Here is a 12,968-nt window from a genome sequence, read left to right as displayed (position 1 = left end):
CTGGAGCGGGGCCCCTTAGCTGATGACGTTCATCGGGTCCTGCGGAAACTCGCGCAGGTACGCCTGCATCGCCACCCAGAGGGCTTTGACGGAGATCGTCTGGAAGTCGGGACCGCGGTACCCGGCCAGCGGCGAGGGCGTCTCGGCGTAGGTCACACTGTCCAGCGCCGGATCGTCGTGACTGAAGTCGAAGGCGAAGATCGTGATCATATGGGTGGCGTTCCAGTGATTCCACCCCGGCATCGTCTTGGTCATGGTCTGCACCATCACCGGCACACCATGGCCGAAGGTCATGATGGCCTGCTGATCGACGATGTCGCGCTGGATCCTGGCCTTGACCTCGTCGAGGATGCTCACGTGCTCGGCCTTGTAGCGGGGTTGGCCAAGGGCGGGGACCACGACCGGGTTGAGGAAGGCATCGATGGCCGTCGTGGCGTTGGCGCCGAACTCGCCGCTGTTCGGATTCAGTTTGGACGCCTTGGCGACGGTCTCGATGTCGGGGACCTCGGTCATCCAGGCGGAGAGGAGGACCTGGGTGGCCCCGGCGCCGCAGTAGTTGCGGTGGGCCCAGTCCGGCGGCTCGTGAAAGCCGCGAACCTGGACGGAACCCTGGGTCTGGGCGACCTGGCCGACGGTCACGGAGGCCTGTGGAGACGGGCTCTCCGTCGGCACCGCCGATGGCTTGGTGAAGTTGTAGGCGAGGGCAACCGGCCCGACGGGCCGGGTATTCACCTGGGCGCCGAAACAGGACGGCAGGAGCGCGGCGAATGCCATCGCCAGCGCAATTTTGATCACTCCCTGTGACATTCTTGTCTCATCCTATCAGTGACGGTATCAGCTGGCCAGACCCTGCGGCCGGTTGTTACAACGGTCGCGCCTCCCGCCAGGTTATGGCCCTCCCAGTATGCCGCGCCCCAATCCCGAACCCCGAACATGATATCGTTGCTGTCAGTTAATATGCCCACGCCCGTGTCGCCGGAACCGATCCCAGACCCGATCGTCTCGATCGTCAACCCGGGGGCCCAGCCGGCCGAAGATGTCGCCGAGGGCGCAAAGCGCTCGGATCTTGCCGCCAGTGGCGGTCCGAGTGTCGGCCGGACGACCCTCGACGAGGCGAAGCGAAAAGGGCCCGTCGGCTTCTTGCAGCTGCTCGGACCGGGCTTGATCACCGGTGCGAGCGACGACGACCCCAGTGGCATCGGGACCTACTCCCAGGTCGGGAGCCAGTTCGGCTACGGTCTCCTGTGGACGGCACTCTTCACCTTCCCGCTGATGAGCGCGATTCAGGAGCTGTGCGCGCGGATCGCGCTGCAAACCGGAGTCGGGTTGGGCGCCAGCCTCCGTCGCAAATTCCCACGCTGGCTGGTCGGCATCGCGATCCTTGGGCTGCTCGCCGCCAACACCTTCAACGTCGGCGCCGACCTCGGGGCGGTGGCGGCCGGCGGGTCGCTGCTCTCCCGCGGCGCCCTGCAGGCGCTCTGGCTGGTCGTTCCAGTGGCACTGCTGATCATCGCCCTGCAGGTCTTCGCCACCTACGCCACGATTTTCAAGATCTTCAAGTGGTTGACGCTCGCACTATTCGCCTACGTGATCACCGCGTTCTTCGCCCATCCCCCCCTGCTCGAGGTGTTCAAGGCGACCGTCATTCCGCACGTCGAGCTCTCGAAGGATTTCGTCATGGCCCTGGTTGCCGTGCTCGGCACGACCATCTCGCCATACCTGTTCTTCTGGCAGGCATCCTCGGAGGTCGACGAGCTGGCGGCCGCCGGAGCCACCGACCCGCATCGCGGCCGGCGCGGGCTGAAGCGCGCCGAGCTCCACGCCGCCAGAGCCGACGTCCTGATTGGCATGGCCTTTTCCAACCTGGTGATGTACTTCATCATTCTCACCTCGGCCGCCGTGCTGCACGCGCACGGCAAGACGGACGTCCAGACGGCTGACCAGGCGGCCGCGGCGCTGGCGCCGCTTGCGGGACCGTTTGCCTTCATCGTCTTCTCGGTTGGGCTCATCGGCGCCGGCCTGCTCGCCATTCCGATTCTGACCGGCTCCGCCACCTACGCGATCAAGGAGTTCCTCCGGCTACCCGGAAGCCTGGCCAGCAAGCCGCAGCATCGACCGACCTTCTACCTCATACTGACGCTCGCCACCGTCGGCGGAGTGCTGATGAACTTCGCGCACCTCGACCCGATCCGCGCCCTCTTCATCTCGGCCGTCATCAATGGCGTCGTCGCTCCTCCGCTCCTGCTTCTGATCGTGCTGCTGGGGGCGGACGCCGCCGTGATGAAGCGCCATGTGAGCGGCAAGCTCAGCCTGGCGCTGACTGGGATTGCCGCCGTCTTTATGGCAGTGGCGGCGATCACCATGTTTGTGACGATGTTCGCCGGCCACTGACGATATCTTTAGGCCTCTCTTATATCGTTCTCATGTGAGCCTGCTTAGATGGTCGGGCATGGCCGAGCAGCCGCATGTCCTGGTGGTCGATGATGACGCGAAGATTGCGGCGGCGTTGCGCCGAGCCCTGATTTACGAGGGCTACCAGGTGGAGGTTGCTCCGGATGGCCAGATCGCTCTCAACCGCGCCCGCGAACGCATGCCCGACCTCGCCATCTTGGACATCATGATGCCTGGCATCGACGGGCTCGAGGTCACGCGTCGCCTTCGGGCAGAGGGTGATGTCCCTATCCTCTTGCTGACCGCGAAGGACGGGACCGCCGACAGGGTCAAGGGACTCGACAGTGGGGCGGATGACTACCTCGTCAAGCCCTTCGCCTACGAGGAGTTGCTGGCGCGGGTTCGGGCGCTGCTCCGGCGCCGCGCGCCGCGCGCGCGGCGGACGTTGCGGTACGCCGATGTCACCATGGACATGGCGACCCGCGAGGTTCGCCGCGCGGACCAGCTCATCTCGACCACGGCCAAGGAATTCGACCTCCTGCAGCACTTCATGCGCAATCCCGGGCAGGTGCTGCGCCGGGAGCAGCTCCTCGATGCCGTCTGGGGCTTCGATTTTGGGGCGAGTAGTAACGTGGTCGACGTGTACGTCGGCTACCTCCGACAGAAGCTCGAGCAGGGGAGCCGGCCACGTCTGCTGCAGACCGTTCGTGGCGTTGGGTACATATTGAAGGAGGAATGAACCCCTCTCTCGGCGATCGCGCGCCGATCACCGAACGCTGGATCGTCGGAGAAAAGGCGCCTGGCGGGTTCATGAGCTGGCTCCACGAGCGAACTCGCGCCCGCCGGAAAATCCCCATTCGCGGGCGCATCGCGCTCTTCGGCGCGGGCGTTGTCGCGCTGGCGGTGGTGACCTTCAGCTCAATCGTCTACTTGCTCGTTGAGCGCAGCCTCGTATCCGCGCAAGACACTGCCCTCAAGAGTCGCGGCGATGAGGTCTTTCGGCAATTGGAGTCGCCGCGGGGCTTCCGGCCAAGCCCGTTTTCGCTGACGATCGACATCGCGACGAGCTCGGAAATCTTCGAGGACATCATTCTTACCGACCCGGGACAGGTCTACTCACGCGGCAAGGTCCAGGGTGCGGATCCCGTTTGGCCGGCCAGCCTGCTGCAGTCAGCACCGTTCGACCACGGGAATATCACCAACGCCCGCGCCGACAACGGCCCGTTGACGCGGGTCTATGTCCGCCAGCTCGCGTCTCAGACGGGAGCGGCCGGGTACCTTGTTGTCGGGAAATCACTATCTGGGATTGAGAGCGAGCTCAGCGGGCTACGCCTCTTCCTGGTTGGCGGTGGATTGCTGACCCTGCTCGCCGCCGGCGCCGCGAGCTGGTGGTTGGCCGGGCGCGCGCTGCGCCCCCTCGATGCGATGGCGAGTACCGCGGAGGACATCGGGCGGACCCAGGACCTCAGCCGGCGCTTGCCCGAAAGTGAGCCCGACGACGAAGTCGGCCGGCTCCAGCGCAGCTTCAACCAGATGTTGCGTCAGCTCGACGATGCTTATCACCGGCTCCAATCCGCACTCGTCGCCCAGCGTCGCTTCGTGGCGGACGCATCGCATGAGCTGCGGACGCCCTTGACCACCATCCGCGGAAATGTCGGCCTGCTGCTGAAACGTGAGGACATTACCGCGGATGACCGCCTCGCGGCCCTGAACGACATCGCCGGCGAGAGCGAGCGCATGAGCCGCATGGTGCAGGACCTGCTGACCCTGGCCCGGGCCGATGCCGGTTATCACCTCGACAAGGCGCAGATCGATCTCCTCCCCATCATCCAGGAAGTCACAAGGCAGGCCCAGACGCTTCAGCCTGCACGGCGCATCGAGCTGCTCGACGGCGTGCCGGTGCCGATCCAGGGCAACGCCGACGCGATCAAACAGCTGCTGTGGATCCTGATTGACAACGCCTTCAAGCACACGCATGACTCGGGAAGGATTCAGCTTCGGTTGGATAACGGCCAGCACGCGGCACGCCTCATGGTGCTCGATGACGGCGCGGGTATCCCAACGGAAGATCTGGAGCGTGTCTTCGAGCGCTTTTACCAGTCGGACGCTTCGCGGGTGGGCGAGGGAACCGGGCTCGGGCTGGCGATCGCGCGCTGGATCGCGCAGGAGCACGGCGGCCGCATCTCGGCGTCCAACAACCCTCAAGGCGGCGCCGCCTTTACGGTCGTGCTCCCGAGCGCGGCTTGAAGTCTTAATAAACTCTTAGGCGACTTTCACGGGCGGCTCATCGCTCGCGCGCAGCATGGGTCTCGCACATGCGGGATCCGTTTGCGCCGGAGTTTATCGAGGGCCCAGCCGCGCCCGAGCCGCCGACGCCCGTCGCGCCGGTGGAGCCCGCTCAACCCGTTCCCTCCTTTCCCCACCGTCCGGCGCGCAGCATGGCAGCCGCCATGCTCGCCGCCGGGCTGGTCGTCGGTAGCATCGCTGGTGGGGCTATCGGCGCGATTCTCACCGCCCACCGCACCCCCACGAGTAACCCGGTGAGCACTGGCGGAACGGTCGCCGCCGGAGTGGCGGCCCCGGCCCCAGCGCCCGGCTCCTTCGCCGCCATCTACCAACAAACCAAGGACGGCGTCGTCACCATCACGACGTCCATCTCCGCTGGGGGTCCCCGCTCGTTCTCTCAGGCGGAGGGCTCGGGCATCGTGGTCGACAAGCAGGGTGACATTCTGACCAACGCTCACGTCGTTGCCGGCGCAACGCAGGTTCGGGTGACCTTCAGCAATGGACAGACGAGCAGTGGCCAGGTGAAGGGGGTCGACCAGAGCGCCGACCTGGCGGTCGTCCTGGTCTCGACCTCGCAGGATCAGCTCCATCCGCTGACCAATGGCAACTCGGACACGCTGCAGGTCGGCGACACCGCCCTCGCAATCGGCGCGCCATTTGGCCTGCAGGGTTCGTTCACGGCCGGCATCATCTCAGGACTGAATCGCGGCACCACGGCGCCGAACGGACGGGCGCTCACGGGCATGATCCAGACCGATGCGCCGATCAACCCAGGGAATTCTGGCGGCGCGCTGCTCGACGGCAAGGGCCAGTTGATCGGCATCAACGATTCGATCCAGAGCCCGGTGGAAGGCAACGTCGGCGTCGGCTTCGCCATCCCGATCAACCGGGCCTCGAGCCTCCTGCCATCGCTCGAAAAGGGCGTGGCCATCCAGCATCCGTGGCTGGGCATCAGCGGTCAGACGCTGACGGCGAGCACTGCCGGTCAGCTTGGTCTGAGCGAGACGTCAGGTGTACTGGTCATCCAGGTCGTGCCGGGTGGGCCTTCCGCAGCGGCCGGGCTGCAGGCGGATGGGCAGCCCTCGGCCAATGACGATGTGATCACCGCCATCGATGGTCATCCGATCACGACGATCGAGCAACTCACCCAGTACCTCGATACCAAGAAAGTCGGCGATCACGTCACCCTCTCGGTGACTCGCAATGGGCAACATATTTCCGTAGGAGTCACGCTGGGGAATTTCCAGGCGCAGCCGTCAGCGACTCCGTAAGGGGCATCCAAATGATCCAGACTACGTCGGCAGGGGCAGTCTGATGCGGCAGGCGCCGACGCTCAAGCCACTGCCGCAGCTGCGGCGGGGCTTCTGGCTGTCCGGCACGCGCGCCTGGCTGGCCGGCCTCGGCCTGGTCGCGGTCCTCCTCGTCGGCCTGATCGCCCGCGACACCGTGTTCGCGCAGCCGGCTGCCGCGACGATCCGGACCGCAACCGCTGACCGCGGCACCGTGACGTCTGTCGTCAGCGGTACCGGCTCGCTTCTGCCGGCCGGCCGGATGAACGTGAGCTTCAAACAAACCGGGATCTTGACGGAAGTCGACGTCAAGGTCGGCGATAAAGTGACGACCGGCCAGGTGCTTGCGCGGATCGACTCGACGACGCAGCAGGCCTTGCTGGCTCAGGCGCAGGCATCGCTCGCGTCGGCCCAGGCCAATCTCCAGACGACGCAATCGCCGCTCACCTATGTCCAGGTCGCACAGCTCCAGCATCAAGTCACCAACGCACAGCAGAACTACAACGACACCGTGGCGTCAGTGAACGCCACCAACCAGGCTGACGCCGCCACGGTCGCCAGCGACCAGGCCAAGGTGAACGCGGAGTGCCCGAGCGGCGCGCAATGCAGCCAGGCGCAAGTCCAGCTGGCCAGCGACAAGACCAAGCAAAACATGGACGCCATCAGCGGCCAGTCCCGCATCAACTCGGCGGCGCAGCAGATCACCTCGGCGCGCGACAACCTGGCGGTACAGACCCAGGTCAAACCCAATGCGCTGGCGTCCGGCCAGGCGCAGGTCGCCTCGGCCCAGGCGCAGGTACAGGCTGCCCAGGTCGCCGTGAACCAGACCACCCTGACAGCCCCGACCTCGGGCGTGGTGATCAGTATCAACGGCGTGCCAGGAGAAACAGCGGGAGGTGGGACGGCGCAGTCACCTGGATCCCTCGCGCCGCAGCCGTCCTCGGGGGCGTCGGGTGGGTCATCCGGCTTCATGGTCATCGACGACAACAGCAGTTTCGTCGCCGTGATGCCATTCGCTGAGACCGATGCCGCCCGGCTGGCCGCCAATCAAACTGTCGCCTTCACGTTCGACGCCATCCCCAACCTGACCATCTCGGGCCATGTGCTGACCATCAGCCCGAGTGCGACGGTGGTCTCGAACGTCGTCGACTACTACGTCAGCTTCGTCCTCAACCGCACCGATCCGCGGCTGCGCGAGGGCATGACCGCGAACGCGTCGGTCACGGTCGCCCAGGCCGACAATGCCGTGCGCGTGCCCAATGCCGCTGTGCGAACCACCGGTGGAACGACGATGGTCACCGTCCTCTCGAAAGGCCAGCAGGTCGCGACCGAGGTCATCACCGGCGTCGTCGGCGACACCTACACCGAGATCAAGGCCGGCCTCAACGAGGGGGATACCGTGGTGCTGCCAGCCATCCGCACGACGACCGGGACCACCAGCAATGGCGGCAACCTGATCCGAGGCGGCGGCGGCTTTGGCGGCGGAGGCGTCCGGGGCGGCGGAGGGTGATCACCCTCGAGGGGATCACGAAGCTCTACCTGACCGGCGAGGTGGAGGTCGCCGCTCTCAAGGGCGTTTCCCTTCATATCCCGGAGGGCGAGTTCATCGCCATCATGGGGCCGTCGGGTTCGGGCAAGAGCACCCTGATGAACGTCATCGGCTGCCTCGACCAGCCATCCTCCGGCCGCTACATCCTCGATGGCTACGACGTCTCGGCCTTGACCGACGATCAGTTGGCCTGGATTCGTAATCGAAAGATCGGCTTCGTTTTCCAGTCCTACAACCTGATTCCGCGGGCGAGCGCCGCGCACAACGTCGAAATGCCGCTCATCTACGCCGGCGACAGCCAGCAGCGCCGCGAACGGGCCATGGCGGCGCTCGAATCGGTCGGGCTGCTGCAACGCGCCGGCCACCTGCCAAGCGAGCTCTCGGGAGGGCAGCAGCAGCGGGTTGCCATCGCTCGCGCGCTCGTCACCGACCCGGCGATCCTGCTTGCCGACGAACCGACCGGGAACCTCGACAGCGAATCGAGTCTGGAGATCATGAAGTTGCTCCGCGACCTGAACCAGCAGGGCCGCACCATCGTGCTGATCACGCACGAGCCCGACATCGCGGCGTTTGCGCAGCGCGTGGTACGGCTGCGCGACGGCGTGATCGTCAGCGATGAACGCCCGGCCGTCGTTACGGAGATGGCGCGATGAGCATCCTCGAGGGCCTGCGGCTGGCGGTGAATGGGTTGTTGTCGAACCGCCTGCGGTCCGCGCTCACGATGCTCGGCATCCTGATCGGCGTGTCGGCCGTCATCCTGCTGGTCGGTGTCGGCAACGGCGCCTCGGTCGCCGTCCAACAGCAAATCCAATCGCTCGGCTCCAACTTGCTGACCGTCTTTCCGTCGAACGCGAGAGGCGCGGGAGGCGTCCAGCAGGGCTTCGGCACCGGGTCGAGCCTGACGCTGGACGATGTCAAGGCGATCGCGAACCGGCAAACATCGCCGGACGTGGTGACGGCGATCCCGAGCGCAGGCGGCCGGGCGCAGCTGACCTACGGCAATCAGAACTGGAACAGCAGCCTGACCGGCACGACGCAGGACTTCCCCTCCGTGCGGAACTACGAGGTGGCGAGCGGCACGTTCTTCAGCTCGGGTGAGGTTGACGCCGCCAGCAAGGTGGCGGTCATCGGACCAACGGTCGCGATCAATCTCTTCGGCGGCGCCGATCCGGTCGGCCAGGTGATGAAGATCAACCGTCAGAACTTCCGCATCATCGGCGTGTTCGCCTCCAAAGGCTCTTCGGGCGGCTCCAACAACCAGGACGACGTGGTCGTCGTGCCGATCACGTCCGCGTGGAGCTACCTGCTGGGCGGGCGCGGCAAGAATGTTCAGCAGATCTACGTCGAGGCGACCAGCGCGCAGGCGACGACGGCGGCCAACACCGAGGTCACGCAGGTCTTGCTGGACCGGCATCACATTTCGGACCCGACCCTCGCCGACTTCCAAATTCTGAGCCAGCAGGACGTGCTCAACAGCGCCTCGCAGACGACCGGCGTGCTCACCCTCATGCTGGGCGCCATCGCCGGCATCTCGCTCGTCGTCGGCGGCATCGGAATCATGAACATCATGCTCGTCACCGTCACGGAGCGGACGCGCGAGATCGGCATCCGAAAGGCGATCGGCGCACGGCGTCAGGACATTCTGTTGCAGTTCCTGATCGAGTCGATGTTCCTCTCCGGCCTGGGCGGCGCACTCGGGATCTTGATCGGCTTCGGCCTCGCACGAGTCCTACCGCTGGCGGTCTCGACGCTGCCCACACCCGTCATCTCCACACCGTCGGTCTTCATGGCGTTCGGCATCTCCGTCGGTATCGGTCTCTTCTTCGGTCTCTATCCCGCAAACCGAGCGGCAAGGCTGCGTCCGATCGAAGCCTTGCGCTACGAGTGAATCCCCAGGAGGTCATCCAATGATCAAGCTTCCGATCGCCGCGCTCGTCGTCATCGTCGGCTTACTCGGCGGTTTCTACGGCGGCTACAAAGTCGGGGGTGGCGGCACCCCGGCCAACGCCGCCGCGGCCACCACTGGCACGCGGACCGGCGGCAGCGGTTTCGGCGGCGGCCGTGGGGTGGCGGCTGCCTGCCCCAGCCCGGGAGCGACCCCAGCCACCAGCGCCTCCGGAGCGGCGGCTCGGCGAGGTGCAACCGGCACGATCGCCAACCTCACGGCGAATAGCCTCACGATCCATGACACCCGGTGCAACACCGACGTCAAGGTCACTTTCGACCCGAGCGTGATCGTGCGCAAGACGGTGGTTGGTCAGGCCTCCGACCTTCAGGAGACTGAGACGATCACCGTGACCGGTACGCGCCAGGCGGACGGCAGCATCAAGGCCAACAGCATCAACATCGTCCCAGCCGGCTCGGGGGTTGGCGGGTTCGGCGGCGGCGCGGCCAACGGTGGCTGACGCGGGCTGACGCGCGGGATGGATCGGCTGACCTGGCTGCTGCTCGCGCTGGTCCTGCTGCTGGGCGGGTTGTACCTGCACGTGCACCTCGCAGGTGACTGGCTGGCTTTCCTGGTGGCCGGCGTGGGCGCGGGCATCGGCATCGCGCTCGCCGGCAGCGTCATCCACGACGCCTTCGCGGGCCGCGGCTAGGCGGCCGCCGCCCAGATCGAGCCACTCCTGGTCCGCCTCCGCATCACGTTCGGCCGCGCCGCCCACTCCTCGGAGACCTCCTGAAGAATCGTGCCAGTCAGTCGGAGCAACGCGCGCCGGTTGGGGAAGATCCCGACCAACTCGCACGATTGCCGGAGCTCGCGCTGGACAGAAGCCAGCCCGTTGAGGGAAGAGACCAGTCGACGATGGGCTGCCGGCACCTCATAGTGGGCGACCAGGGCAGCAACCGGACCGCGGAGCGCGGCGGCGAACTCTGGGTAGGCCGGCTCGAAACGGGTCCGTACCGTGTCCAGGCTGAGCAGCGCTGTCTCGGCGTCGGGTTCGGCAAAGATCGTACGCAGGCTCGCCTCAACCGCCGGACGCGTCGCGCGCGGAACCAGGCGGAGTGCCTCACTGAGGAAATGTTCCCGACAGCGTTGCCAGCGCGCCTCCGGGAAGGCCGCGGCCAGAGCTGGTAGCAGCCCGTCCGACTGGTCGGACGTCACTAACTGCAGTCCGCGTAAGCCGCGGTCACCCAGGTCGCCGAGAAACGAGCCCCAGAAGCCGGCCATCTCGTCGGCGGCTGCAACCGCGAGGCCAACCACGTGGCGCGCGCCGGATTCTGCCGTGGCGACCGCGATCGCGAGACGGACCGCCTGGGCTTCCCCATCGCGGCGCACGAGCGCCGGCGTGACGGCAAGCATCAGGTAGGGTAACGGCTCGTGCAGCCTCCGGTGGCGGAATGCTTCGACCCGCTGGTCCCATTGCCGAGCCTGCGTTTCGACCACCGCCGGGTCGCTGCCGGGCACGCCCACGGTCTCGGCGAGGACGTCCACGGTCCGGGTGCTGTTGCCCGAGAGATAGGCTTCCTGGATCACGGAGAGCAACGCCCGCTCAACGGGGCGACGTGGCGCGAGAAGGCGGCGCAGGTAGCTCCCCCGGTACGCCACCGGCAGGAGCGGCATCAGCGCGCTCCGGCGTCGCGATGGCTGGAGCCTCACCGCCTGGGCCGAATCATCGCCATCGGTTCGCGTCAACAACCGAAGCGTCGGCGGTGACGAGGGATGCCGCTGGGGTCGGAGCACGGCCGTAAGCGGCCCCGGTGTGGAAAGGCCGCGCGATGGTACCGCTGTCATCGCCGCTCCGCCCGCGACTGGGCGATGATCGGACGGGCGCCCCGACGGGGATCGCTCGCAAGGATCATGGGGCGTCCGGCAGAGGTCTTTCGGCTCTGGGGTGGGGGAATCGTGGCGCATGTAACCATGAACAACAGCCTATGGAACCGGCGCCTGCCTGTCGCCGTGCCGCCGCACGTGGTGGGCGGCCTGCTTCTGCAGGATGACAGCAGGCCCGGCGATCTGGGCCTCTTAGGTGGAAAAAACGCACCGGCGGTGGTGACGGCGGCGCGCGAGGTTGTGGAGGGGGGACTTTGCTTCCTCGACTAATCGCCACGACCATCACCAACCGCCGGCGTACGTGGGTGCTCCGGGCTGGTGATTCCCCTGCTTGGATTCGACACTGCCCGCGGGAACGTCCGCGCAGCTGTCGGCGGAGAGTCAACCCGAGCGTTTTGCATGGACGAGGATATCGCCGGCGCGGCTCGGCGTCATCCGGCACTCGAAGGGGGGCCAAATCCATCAGTTGTAGGGCGCGGGCTCCGAGAATAGCGTGGTGACCCGCATCGGCGTGTTCTGCGGATCCAGCGTGGGCAACCGCCCGGCGTTCCGCCAGGCTGCCGTGGAGTTGGCTGAAGCGCTCGCGCGCCGCGGATTCGGTCTGGTCTATGGCGGCGCGCGGGTCGGACTGATGGGCGTGCTCGCCGATGCGATGCGGCAGCACGGTGGCGAGGTCATCGGCGTGATCCCGCAGGCGCTCGTCGACCGCGAGATCGCCGATGCCAGCCTCGCCGACCTGCGCGTGGTGGGCTCAATGCACGAACGCAAGGCGCTCATGGTCGAGCTGGCGGACGGGTTCATCGCCCTGCCGGGTGGCTACGGAACGCTCGACGAATTCTGCGAAGTCCTCACCTGGGCACAGCTTGGGCTGCACCGCAAGCCCTGTGGATTGCTCGACGTGGACGCCTACTTCGATCCGCTGCTGACGCTCTTCGACGACGCGGTATCGGCGGGATTCCTTCGGCCGGAAAGCCGCGCGCTGGTGATGACGGCCAGCGACCCCGAGGTTCTCCTCGACCAGTTCGCCTCCTACACACCGGTCGTCGTGCCCAAGTGGATCACGCCCGCGGAAGCCTGAGCCACTACTGGCTTCGCCGCAGTCGTCCGGCCCGATAGCCGAGGCCGGCGCCGAGCACCGCGGCCGCGAGCGCGAGCAGCGGCCAGGGATCGGTCCCTGGGTGAGATGGCGCGGTGGTGATCGCCGCCGCCGGCTGGACGCGTGCCAGCGGGACCGGCGACTTGCCGTCGCCGACGATCACGACGGCGTTCATGCCGTAGTGGAGCGGGCAGCTGTACGCATAGATCCCCGCTGTCGGGAACTGATGGGTTGTCGTCTCTCCGGCCGCGAGGTTGGTCGGACTTCCCCAGCTGCCGGCCGAGCCGGCGACGACGTGGGTCATGCCGTCCTGGTTGCGCCAGGTGACCGTGTCGCCGGGTTGGATGTACAGGATGCTCGGGCTGAAGCACATGGCGGTGAGCTCGACGGCTGTGCCGGCGCCCTGGGTATCCGGCCCGTGGCAGCCACCGCCGGCGAGCGCGGGCCTGGCGCCAGCAACCAGCAACGCTCCCGTGATGATCGGTAAAGCGAGGACGATCATTTGACGTCGCATGGGGTGCCTCCTTTGACGGCGGCCATGCCTGGAGCCGTCTGTGCACTCTCCATACCTCGCCGGTCGCGGCT

The 12,968-nt window shown here is 66.6% G+C and carries 14 protein-coding genes; 11 read left to right on the top strand and 3 right to left on the bottom strand.

Translation table 11 applies throughout. The annotated features are described in order from the left end of the window. Positions 1–15 precede the first annotated feature (15 nt). Complete coding sequence (locus tag VHK65_04660; protein HVS05440.1) at positions 16–807, bottom strand: hypothetical protein; 792 nt, start codon at positions 805–807, stop codon at positions 16–18. A gap of 162 nt (positions 808–969) precedes the next feature. Between VHK65_04660 and VHK65_04655 the strand changes: the two genes are divergently transcribed. The 9 genes from VHK65_04655 (at position 970) to VHK65_04615 (ending at position 10,112) form a co-directional block, all read left to right on the top strand. After that, positions 970–2,391 (top strand): Nramp family divalent metal transporter, encoded by a 1,422-nt coding sequence (locus tag VHK65_04655; GenBank protein ID HVS05439.1) that lies wholly within the window; start codon positions 970–972, stop codon positions 2,389–2,391. Between the two features lie 58 nt (positions 2,392–2,449). After that, positions 2,450–3,130: a response regulator transcription factor gene (locus VHK65_04650; protein HVS05438.1), complete on the top strand. Its 681-nt coding sequence runs from the start codon at positions 2,450–2,452 to the stop codon at positions 3,128–3,130. Continuing rightward, positions 3,127–4,638 (top strand): HAMP domain-containing sensor histidine kinase, encoded by a 1,512-nt coding sequence (locus tag VHK65_04645; GenBank protein ID HVS05437.1) that lies wholly within the window; start codon positions 3,127–3,129, stop codon positions 4,636–4,638. Before VHK65_04650 ends, VHK65_04645 begins: the two co-directional genes overlap by 4 nt. Before the next feature lie 68 nt (positions 4,639–4,706). Beyond that, complete coding sequence (locus VHK65_04640) at positions 4,707–5,948, top strand: trypsin-like peptidase domain-containing protein (protein HVS05436.1); 1,242 nt, start codon at positions 4,707–4,709, stop codon at positions 5,946–5,948. 43 nt (positions 5,949–5,991) lie between these two features. Further along, a complete protein-coding gene (locus tag VHK65_04635) occupies positions 5,992–7,476 on the top strand; it encodes a biotin/lipoyl-binding protein (protein HVS05435.1) in 1,485 nt (494 codons plus the stop codon). After that, positions 7,473–8,168: an ABC transporter ATP-binding protein gene (locus VHK65_04630; GenBank protein ID HVS05434.1), complete on the top strand. Its 696-nt coding sequence runs from the start codon at positions 7,473–7,475 to the stop codon at positions 8,166–8,168. Before VHK65_04635 ends, VHK65_04630 begins: the two co-directional genes overlap by 4 nt. Beyond that, positions 8,165–9,403, top strand: a complete 1,239-nt coding sequence (locus VHK65_04625) for an ABC transporter permease (protein HVS05433.1) — start codon at positions 8,165–8,167, stop codon at positions 9,401–9,403. The genes VHK65_04630 and VHK65_04625 overlap by 4 nt, the downstream gene beginning before the upstream one ends. Before the next feature lie 19 nt (positions 9,404–9,422). Further along, positions 9,423–9,920, top strand: coding sequence for a hypothetical protein (locus VHK65_04620; protein ID HVS05432.1), 498 nt, complete (start codon positions 9,423–9,425; stop codon positions 9,918–9,920). 18 nt (positions 9,921–9,938) lie between these two features. Continuing rightward, positions 9,939–10,112 carry a hypothetical protein gene (locus tag VHK65_04615; GenBank protein ID HVS05431.1) on the top strand — a complete coding sequence of 58 codons (174 nt, stop codon included), beginning with the start codon at positions 9,939–9,941 and terminating at the stop codon, positions 10,110–10,112. On the opposite strand, the gene VHK65_04610 is transcribed toward VHK65_04615, so the two are convergent. Beyond that, positions 10,109–11,248 carry a transposase gene (locus VHK65_04610; protein HVS05430.1) on the bottom strand — a complete coding sequence of 380 codons (1,140 nt, stop codon included), beginning with the start codon at positions 11,246–11,248 and terminating at the stop codon, positions 10,109–10,111. The genes VHK65_04615 and VHK65_04610 overlap by 4 nt on opposite strands. A gap of 66 nt (positions 11,249–11,314) precedes the next feature. Here VHK65_04610 and VHK65_04605 point away from each other — a divergent pair, with 66 nt between their 5' ends. Further along, positions 11,315–11,557 carry a hypothetical protein gene (locus VHK65_04605; GenBank protein ID HVS05429.1) on the top strand — a complete coding sequence of 81 codons (243 nt, stop codon included), beginning with the start codon at positions 11,315–11,317 and terminating at the stop codon, positions 11,555–11,557. Positions 11,558–11,783: 226 nt separating this feature from the next. Then, positions 11,784–12,365: a TIGR00730 family Rossman fold protein gene (locus VHK65_04600; GenBank protein HVS05428.1), complete on the top strand. Its 582-nt coding sequence runs from the start codon at positions 11,784–11,786 to the stop codon at positions 12,363–12,365. A 4-nt stretch (positions 12,366–12,369) separates the two neighbouring features. Here VHK65_04600 and VHK65_04595 read toward each other — a convergent pair whose 3' ends face one another. Then, entirely contained in the window at positions 12,370–12,897 is a 528-nt protein-coding gene (locus VHK65_04595) for a plastocyanin/azurin family copper-binding protein (GenBank protein ID HVS05427.1), read from the bottom strand. Positions 12,898–12,968: the final 71 nt, after the last annotated feature.

It is taken from the genome of Candidatus Dormiibacterota bacterium (assembly GCA_035544955.1).
GTDB lineage: Bacteria > Chloroflexota > Dormibacteria > CF-121 > CF-121 > CF-13.
Note: the sequence above shows the minus strand (reverse complement) of the source record. Positions and strands in the feature narration are given on the sequence as shown.